Consider the following 9,016-nt stretch of genomic DNA (forward strand, 5'->3'; position numbering starts at 1 on the left):
TGCTGCTCGCGGCGCGCGAACTGCTGCGCGACGCAACTGGCCTTGCGCACCAGGCGGAAGTCCGCGCGCCACATCGTGCCGCCGCGCAGGTTCACGAACTGCGAGAAGTCGCGGCCCGCCGTGCGCGTGTTGGATTCGCAGTTCCTCAGCTCCATGCCCTGCGGCAGCGTCGTCGTATCCAGTTGCACGACGTGGGTGCCGGGCCGCAGGTTGTCGGCATGCCAGTTGCCGTTGGCGTCCGTCACGATCGGGGTGCCGTCCTGCAGCAGCACGCGCACGTTGCCCAGGCCGCGTGCGCTGGCGGGATCGCTGTCGCAGGATTCGGCCACCGAGACGCGGCCGACGAGGAAGGAGCGGGTGCGATTCAGTTCGTCCTGCACCAGCACCGTGGCCTTGGCCACGTTGGAAGTCACCCGCCCCGCGGCCCGCGCGCTGTTTTCCGCCGTGCCCAGCGGCGTGCCGGGGCCGACGACGGCCAGGTAGCGCAGCGTGGCCCGGCCCTCGCCCGCGAGGGTGCCGACGGCGAATTGCAGGCTGCGGCCGTCCGCGGAGACTTGCGGATCGACCAGCGGGGCGCCGTCCAGGCGGGCCGACCCCTTCTGGAAGCGGAAGCCCGGGGGCAGCTGGTCGGCGATGACGAGCGACGGCACGGGGTCCTTGCCACGGTTGCCGATCGCAAGGGTGTAAGGGATCGAATCGCCGACGGCGGCCGTGGCCTTGCCCGCGGTCTTCAGGATGTTCACGTCGCCCAGCGGGCCGGGGTCCAGCGGCAGATCCATTTCCAGGGCCGGTCCCGGCACGAGGGTGAAGGATTCGCCGCGCGAGCCCTTGCCCAGGAAGAACGGGCCACCCGCCAGTTGCTGGATGGCCTGGTCAGATGTGGCGGAAGGAAACCTGTACCCCAGCGGCGGCTCCACCTCGAGGCGGTAGGTGCCCGGCGCCAGCCGCGGGAACTGGTAGCGGCCCGGTTCGAATGCGTAGCGGGTGCCTCCCGCATCGGTGACGGTGCTGCCCGCGACGACCGTGGACGGGAAGCTGCTCACGCCATCGTTGCCCAGCACGCGCGCCGGCTTGTCGGTGGCGGTGTCGATGATGGTGACCCGGGCGCCGTCGACGGGTTGGCCGGTGGACGCATCGAACACCACACCCAGCGGGTCGATCAGCGCGCCGGCGCTGATGCTCGCACGGTGTTCGGAGGTGTCGACGTAAGTGACGGTGATCTTCTGGTTGCCCGCGATGTCCAGCAGGCAGTTGCCCGGCTGGACGGCGCCCTGTGCCGTGCTGATGTAGCCGGTGAACACGCCCGTGGACGGGCCCGTCTCGGTGAGTCGCAGCAGTTCGCTGTCACCGGCCGCCGTCGTGACGGTGACGTCCACCGTCTCCGCCACGCCGGCGATGCGGTTCTGGTCCAGGTCGGTGACGCTGATGAAGACCACGTCGCCCTTGGCATACATCGTGGCCGGCGCGAGCGGTTGCGTGCCGGGGACCTGCAGGACGCCGGCGCCGGGCGCGGTGGGCGCCGGCAGCGGCTGGAAGCTCGCGCCCGCCTTGCACTGCGTGGCCGCCACGCTGCTGGGGGTAACGGTGCCGGCTGGCGCGCCCTGCGACGGCGGCACGTACGACAGGAGCTCGATATGGCCCGGCGTGCCCGGCGAGGTCACCACCGTCACGGAGCCGCTGACCGTCACGGGCACGCTGGCGACGTTGAAGCTGACGGAGGCCGCGTTCGTGATCGGGGTGTCGGGCGGAGTGGCAGCGCGCGCGGCGGAGCCGGCCAGCAGCAGGAGCGCCGCAAGCCCATACGAGGCCTTCGCGTGGGCGAACCCGCCGCCCACGCGAAGGCCCCCTGGCCTGCCGGCCAGGAGGAAGGCCGCCATGCAGGCGCGCAGGAGCGCATGCACGGCAGCCGGCAACCAGCGATGAAGCTGGGAGAAGCGCATCAACCGGTCAGTTGATCTTGACGTTGTAGATGACCGTGATGGACTGGCCCGTCTTCAGTTCGCCCGCGGTGGGATAGGTGGGCGAGGCGGCCGGTAGCAGTTTGGTGAAGTCGATGTTGATCTTCCCGCCAGTGCCCGGCACGTCGCTCCAGTCGGCGCCGTCGACAGACCCCGTCGACGTGTAGGTCTGGCTGCCAAGGCGCGTGCTGTCCACCGTGAAGCCGATGTCGCCGGTGAGCTCCTTGCAGGTGGCCGTGTCGACCGCGTTCTGGGCGAAGGTCACGTTCGCGTCGAGGTTGTCGGCCATCGTGGTCAGCTGCGCGGTCCCCACGCCGTCGTTCTTGATCTCAACCACGTACTGCACGTACGCACCCGGGATGTTCTTGGCGTTGGCGGTGGTGTTGAAACCGTCGCAGAGCGGCTTCACAGTCTTCTTCACCGTCAGCACGGCGGTTTCGATCTTGTAGCCGCTGCGCTTGCTGTGCTTGGCATCGCGCTTACCGTCGTTACCGACGCCGCCGGTGGCGTCGTCCAGTGCGTTTTCATCGGCGAAGACGACGTCGACGGTCGCGGTGTCGGCACCAGTTGATTCGACCAGGGCCGCCCGGGTGACGGGCTCGCGCGCTTCGGCCGTCAGATAGATGCCGACCACCTTCTGGTCGGCCAGGTCCTTGGGGATGTCGCACAGCACCTGGACGGCGACGTCGCTACCGGCCGTGATCGTTCCCGTGTAGGCGGGTAGCGCCTGCGCGGTGGCACCGTCGATCGAAACCTTGCATTTGCTCAGGTCAGCGAAGTTCTCATTGTCCGCTTCGCCGAACACGTCACCGTTTGACACATTGCCGATCGTGAGAAGCATGTCCTGAGGTGCGTTGCCGCCGTTGGCCACCTTGAACTCGGTCGCCACAGCGGCCTTCCCAGGAACCGCTGTGACGGCAGCCGTGTTCTGAGTCGTGACGATCGGGTTGACCTTGTTGTCGACGAGGAACGTGGTGTCCTCGCCGCTGCCGCTCGTGTTGCCTGTCTTGGACGAACCGATCGGGTCCTGGTCGACCGTGCCGACCTTGTAATTCAGCTGGGCGCGGTTGTTGATCGGCGTATTGGCGGCGGTCGCCGCCAAGGCTGCTTCGCCCGCGAAGGCGGCGGCGAAGGCGATCGCGGCGAGGGAGACCCCGCGCGTCACCGAGTGACTGAACAATCTTTTCATGCGAGTTTCCTTTGACTGAGTACTGACTGGGAGGGAAAGGGTTCGGGTGCGGTCTGCGGCGGCGGCGGTTGAGGCCGGCCAGCAGAAGGCATGGGATGCCAGCAGGCTGGCGGCGGCCCGCAGGCGCGCCGCTGGGGAACGTCGTCAGCCCGCGAAGGCTTTCGCAGGGCGAGCGCATCCCCCGGGGCCGCGCCCCGGTCAGGAACAGTGGCGGTCACGAGCGGTGGGCTAGTTGACGGTCACGCGGAAGCCGACCGCGCCCTGCTTGCCCGGAGCGAGCTCGCCCTTGTAGTTCCAGCGGATGTGGGTGAACTCCGAGATGCCGGCCGGACGCTGCTTGCCGTCGGCCCCGGCGACCTTGACCTTGTCGGCCGAGGCCCAGGTCTTGCCGCCGTCGGCGGAGAAGGCGATCTCGGTCTGCTCGCCGTAGGAGCTGCCGCCGACGAGCGTGGTGTTGGCCGGCACCGGATTCACGATCGAGATGCTGTTGGCCACGCGCTTGCCGACGTTGCGGAACGTGGTCGTGTAGATGATCTCCGAGCCGGGGATGGCCTTCTCCACGGCCTGGCGCTTCTTTTCGACCTTGCCATCGGGAGTCTTCACGCTCACTTCCATCTCGGCGATGTTGGTGAGCTCGATGTCGCCGGAGCGTTGCGCCTGCGCGTGCGCGGCGCCCATGCACAGGCCGGCGAGGGCGAGGACGGCGGAAAGGAACAACTTCTTCATGCTTTCTCCTGGAAATCAGTTCACGGTGGCTTTGAATTCGATGACGCGCGTGGCCGGCGCCGGGACGCTGCCGAGGGCGACCTGCAGGGTTCTGTCGACGACGCTCGCGGCATCCCCGTCTTCGGCGTCGGTGCGGGGCGAGCCGTCCACGGTGAGGCTGCCGCGCACATAGGAAAGTGCATCGGGCAGCGGGTCCTTGATGACGACGTTGTCGGCCAGGCCGGTGCCGCCGAAGGTCACGACGAGGCGGTACGTCAGGACGGATCCGGTCATGACGCGGTTGCCACCCGAGGGATCGACGACGGCGAGTACGCTCTTGGCCAAGGTGGCGTTCACGCCGGAAACCAGATACGCGCCGCTCGCGCGGCCCTGGCCGCCGCCGGCACCCACGACGATTTGCATCCCGTTCAGGGTGCCGACCTGCGTTCCCGGCGTCGCGCCCGCGGCACCGGGCGTGGTGGAGACCGCCGCCAGCGCGGAATTGCCGGTAGCGCCATTGGGCTGGCCGGCGGGAATCGCGCTCACGAGATAGATGGCTCGGCTCCCATCCGCCGGCAGGACCAGGTCCGTGACCGCGGGGACGTAGACGGTGTCGGCGTCCGGACCGGTCGACTGGAATCCGGGGCGCGCGCCGCTTTCGATCCAGATGGCGCCGGCCTTGGCCGCCTGGGGATCGAACTGGTCGCCCGGGATGTCGTCGCTGCGCACGAGCCGGAAGGTGGCGGATGCGTTGCCCGTGTTGGAGACGACGAAGGCCAGGGGCTTGTCGAGATCGGGCGAGTTGGCCAGCACGGGGGCACCGTCCTGCCAGGTGACCGCGACGCTGATGACCTGGGCCACGGTGACTTGGGGCGCTTCCGCCACGATCGGCTGCTGCCGCTTGCCGTCCAGGGAGTAATGGAGCGTCGCCGCGTTCGGAATCCGAACGCCGGCCGGAGTGCCCACCGCTCCGGCGAGCGCGGGCAAGAGGAGGCCCGTCACCGCCGCCAGGACGGTGATCAGGGTTTTCCAGGTAGTCCCACGCCTCTTCACGCTTGTGTTTACTTCTAGAAACAGATGTTTCTTTGCGCGGAGTCTAGGAGAACCAGATGGAGGATTGACAGCCGAGGTCAGCGAGCTTAAGGAATCCCCGTAAACCTGGCTGTATTTCCGTCCAGTGGAGAACGGGGCCGAAGTTCTCCTGCAGAGACCGGCGTCTACGACGTGTGTCTGCTCTTGCTACGCAGGTCGGTCGATGCGCGCAAAAGGTGCGGGCACGCCCGCAGCAGGCGTGCGGGCGGCGGCGCCTCAGTTGTACGAGATGGTGAACGTCATCGCCGAATTGGCCGCCCCTCCCCCGACCGTGGGGCCCGTCTTGTAGTAGCGGGCTTTCAGGGGAATGGAGTAGTTGCCGCCGCTGTTGGCGACCGTCCGCTTCGACGCCATCGCCAGCGGCGCGCCGGTCGCATCGAGCAGTTGCACGCCGACACCCGCGGCCGTCGAGGCCGCGTCGAGGGCCACCACGGTATTTCCGGTTCCTGGCACGACGGCCGTGGCGGGGTCGATCTGGTACGCGATGCGGCCCGCGCCGGAGGGGCAGTTCCTCAACTCGATCGTGAAGTCGGTTGCGGCCGTGGTCGAACCGGGCCCGCCGAATTCCGACGCGTTGCGGCTGCCCAGGTTGACGGTGACGTCGGACGTGGTGCAGGGCGCGGTACCCGGCGTCTGCGTGTTGAAGGACTTGAGCCGCAAGCGGTGCAGCATGCGTGCGTTCACCAGGGCGTCCGGCGAGTCGCTGATGTAGTCGAACGCGATCTCGCCGACGCTGGCCGAATCGCCGCCCGCCGTGACGGGAGCGATGACGACCAGCGAAACCTGGTACGAAGGGGACAAGGCTCCCTTGAAGTTGAGGGCCGGGGTGGCCCAGCGGGTCGGGCTGTTCCTGACCGAGGTGAAGCTGGTGACTTCCACGATCCTGACGCCGAGATAGGGAATGCCGGTCTTGTACACGTTCGCCACGCCGGATGGCTGCAGCGACGTCGCATGCACGGCGTAGGCCTGGCCCTGGCCACGGCAATCCACGCTCACCGGCGGCAGCGTGACGACGGGGCTGCTCCAGACGGTCGTCCCGACGGGCGAGCCCGTGGGGACGATCAGCTTGCCGCCGCTTCCCGCCAGCACCTCGATGGTGGTCGTCTCGTCGTCGTCGGCATAGCACCGCGCCCAGGCACCGGGGTTCACCAGGAGGAGCGCGAACACCGCCGCGAGCACGATCTTCAGCAGGGGCGTCTTCATCGGGGATGGATGTCCTTGACAAGTACCAGGCGCGGGCCGGGCGCATCGTCCGCTGCGGCGGTGCTGTCGCTGCAGATGCCACTGCCCTTGGTCAATGCATCCGCGCGGCCGCCCTGGTGGGTCGACAGGTGGTACGAAAGCCGGCATTGCTGGTGATTGCCTGCATCGAGCACGACGGTCAGGACGCCGCTGTCCTCCTTCAGGCCGCGGGCCAGGATGCGTCCGCCCTGGGCGACGGTGCCCACGGGGAGACCGTTGGCGTCGCGCACTTCGGCGCCGAAGGGCAAGGGCTCGCCATCGACGCGCCGGCCTTCGATGATGGCCGTGCGGCCGGTGTTCTCGGTTTCGAACTTCACCTTGACCACGGCGCCGGCGGTAGGCGTGGCCAGCTGCATGGTGGACTTGAGTTCGATGTTGAGGGGCAACCCCTTCGGATCGATCGTGATCTCGTTGCGCGCGAAAGGCGTGAGGCTGGAGACGACGGCGTGTCCCCACGGGTCCACGCGCAGGCCCGCTCCATTGGCCACCCGCGCGCCGGCCGCGTCCTTGGCCTCCACCACCGCCACCGTGTCACCCAGGCTGGGCGTGAGGGCAATGCCGCCGGAGTAGGCGACCAGGCCGCCGGAAATGCCCGCGCTCAGCTGCGTGGAGTTGCTGCTGCGGCTGAAGCTGGCACCGAGCGCAGCCACCGGCGACGCATAGGAGACGCTTCCCCCCACGATGTTGCTGGTGGCCACGCCCGTGTCGCTGCGCCCCATGTTCACACCGTAGGCCACGGCGTTGTCCGCGCCCAGCGTGCCGTTCACCGTGGTCTGGAAGCTGCTGCCGCCGAGGGAATCCCGCTGCACGATGCTGGTGAGGGAAGGCGCCTGGAAGCCATCCCCCAGGGGCAGGCTGGCCGTGAAGGTGACGCGGTTTTCCGCCCTTCGCTGGGTGAGATCGAGCTGGCGGGACAGAGCCAGGCCGTAGTGGACGCGCTTGTAGCTGTTGCTGTAGCCGGCCTGGAACTGCACGTCGCGGCCGCTGCGGTTCCAGTAGTCCTTGACCGAGCCTGACAGGTAGAAACTGCCCCAGCCCGGCGCCAGGCTCTGGTCCAGCGTGGCCTGGAGCTTTCCGCGCTCGATGCCGCGCAGGAACACGGACTGGCCGGCTTCCGGTTCGCGCAGCCGGATGGCATCTGCAAGACCCAGGTAGCCCCTGGTGGAATAGCGGTAGGCCGCCAGGGTGATGTTGGTGCTGGTGGGCTCCAGCAACTTGCTGTAGCTCAGGCGCAGGCTCTCGCCGTCCTGGTCCGGCTGCTCGCGCAAGCGGGTCTTGGCATGGATGAAGTCGAGGCCGAAGGCGCCATAGTCCGTGTTCAGCGCCAGGCCTGCGCCCGCGGCGGCGTAGCCTTCGGAGGCCAGGAGGCCGCCGTAGCCGGTCAGCAGGTTGGAGAATCCATGTTGCACGGTGCCCTGCAGGAGCAGGGGGCTGGCAGCGATGGTCGCATCCCGGTACTGGCCCGCTGCCAGGCTGTAGCGGGTGCTGCCGGCGCGCAGGGCGTTGACGGCCGCCGCATACGGCACGCGCGAGACGTGCACGCTGCCATCGGCTTCGCTGAGCGTCACTTCCAGGTCGCCGCCATACCCCGTGGGATACAGGTCGTCGATCACGAAGGGCCCCGGGGCGACGGTGGTTTCGTGCAGCAGGTTGCCGTTCTGCCGGATCTGCACACGCGCATTGCTGCGGGCGATGCCGCGCACGACGGGTGCGTAGCCGCGCCGGGACTCCGGCAGCATGCGATCGTCGCTCGCGAGCTGGATGCCGCGGATGCCGGCGCTGTCGAACAGGAATCCGTCGGTGAACGCGTCCCCGAGCGTGAGCTGGCTTTTCAGCGGGATCACGGATCGCTGCAGGCTGGCCTGCACGTTCTGGTAGCGGCTGCCGGCATGGGGTTCGTGGGTGAGGTTGCCGCGGTGGCGCAGGCGCCAGGGGCCCCAGTTGAGGCCTGCGGCGAGACCGAGGAACCCGCTGGTGGCGGTCTCGCCCCGGCTTTCGCTGTGAAAGACATTGGCGTTGTATTGCAGCAGGGCGGCATCGACGCCCTCGTCCCAGTACTGCGGGTCCACGTAGCCGCGGGGCTGCCGCAGCATCGCGGCCTGCGGAACGCTCACGTCCAGGCGTTGTTCGCCGAGGTCGAAGCTGGCGGTCGCGGCCGCCACCAGGGCGGGCAGTGGCACGCAGGTGCCGGGGCCCGGGTCCAGGCGGGCGCGGGCTTCGGCCTTCAGGTGGGCGGAGTCCACGCCGATGCGATCCAGCAAGGACCGATCGAAGCAGGGTTGCACGTCCTGCCGGTCGGCGCCCACCGGCTGCAGCTGTACGTCGATGCGGCCGATCCAGGCCTGGTTCACATAGAGCTCGGCCCGGTAGGTCCCGGGCGATGCGACGTTGCCCCGCTGGAAGCGGCTCAGGTCGATGGGCGCGCTGCCGGTGTTGCGCAGGAACTGGCTGTTGAACTCGATGTCCGCGGCTTCGCCCTTGGCCCAGGCCATGCCGCTCGCAGCCGCCGCGCCGGCGATCAGCAGGCCCGCCGCCTTGCACATCGCCCGGCGGGTCGGCAGCGAAGCAGGGAGGGCACGCATGATCGAGCTCTTGCATGGATTCCGGGCCGACGTCCGTCCTGCCGGTCAGCGTTGCCGGCGCGCAGGGCGCCCGGGCTGCCGGGGATGGGCGCGGGTCACACGACCAGCGCGTGCCTGGACATCAATTCAACGTGGACTCTCCCGTGATCGCGCCGCCGAAGTCGTTGATGGCCTGGTAGCGCAGCTTGACCGAGCCCGTCGGCAACTCGCCGGTGAGAGGGAACACCTTGGTCTCGCCCGGGCCGACC

The 9,016-nt window shown here is 68.6% G+C and carries 5 protein-coding genes and 2 pseudogenes; all 7 read right to left on the reverse strand.

Features of this window, described 5'->3' with window-relative positions:
* Window positions 1-1,877: pseudogene (locus VFM98_RS19250) on the reverse strand (hypothetical protein); the annotation flags it as partial.
* A gap of 70 nt (window positions 1,878-1,947) precedes the next feature.
* On the reverse strand, window positions 1,948-3,147 hold the full coding sequence (locus tag VFM98_RS19255) for a hypothetical protein (RefSeq protein ID WP_325111511.1): 1,200 nt from the start codon (window positions 3,145-3,147) through the stop codon (window positions 1,948-1,950).
* Between the two features lie 228 nt (window positions 3,148-3,375).
* Window positions 3,376-3,873 carry a hypothetical protein gene (locus tag VFM98_RS19260; protein WP_325111512.1) on the reverse strand — a complete coding sequence of 166 codons (498 nt, stop codon included), beginning with the start codon at window positions 3,871-3,873 and terminating at the stop codon, window positions 3,376-3,378.
* A gap of 15 nt (window positions 3,874-3,888) precedes the next feature.
* Window positions 3,889-4,905 (reverse strand): hypothetical protein, encoded by a 1,017-nt coding sequence (locus tag VFM98_RS19265; protein WP_325111513.1) that lies wholly within the window; start codon window positions 4,903-4,905, stop codon window positions 3,889-3,891.
* Window positions 4,906-5,160: 255 nt separating this feature from the next.
* A complete protein-coding gene (locus VFM98_RS19270; RefSeq protein ID WP_325111514.1) occupies window positions 5,161-6,147 on the reverse strand; it encodes a fimbrial protein in 987 nt (328 codons plus the stop codon).
* Window positions 6,144-8,768 (reverse strand): fimbria/pilus outer membrane usher protein, encoded by a 2,625-nt coding sequence (locus tag VFM98_RS19275; protein ID WP_325111515.1) that lies wholly within the window; start codon window positions 8,766-8,768, stop codon window positions 6,144-6,146. The genes VFM98_RS19270 and VFM98_RS19275 overlap by 4 nt, the downstream gene beginning before the upstream one ends.
* Window positions 8,769-8,889: 121 nt before the next feature.
* A pseudogene (locus tag VFM98_RS19280) lies at window positions 8,890-9,016 on the reverse strand (molecular chaperone); the annotation flags it as partial.

Source organism: Ramlibacter sp. (assembly GCF_035706265.1).
Lineage (GTDB): Bacteria > Pseudomonadota > Gammaproteobacteria > Burkholderiales > Burkholderiaceae_C > Ramlibacter.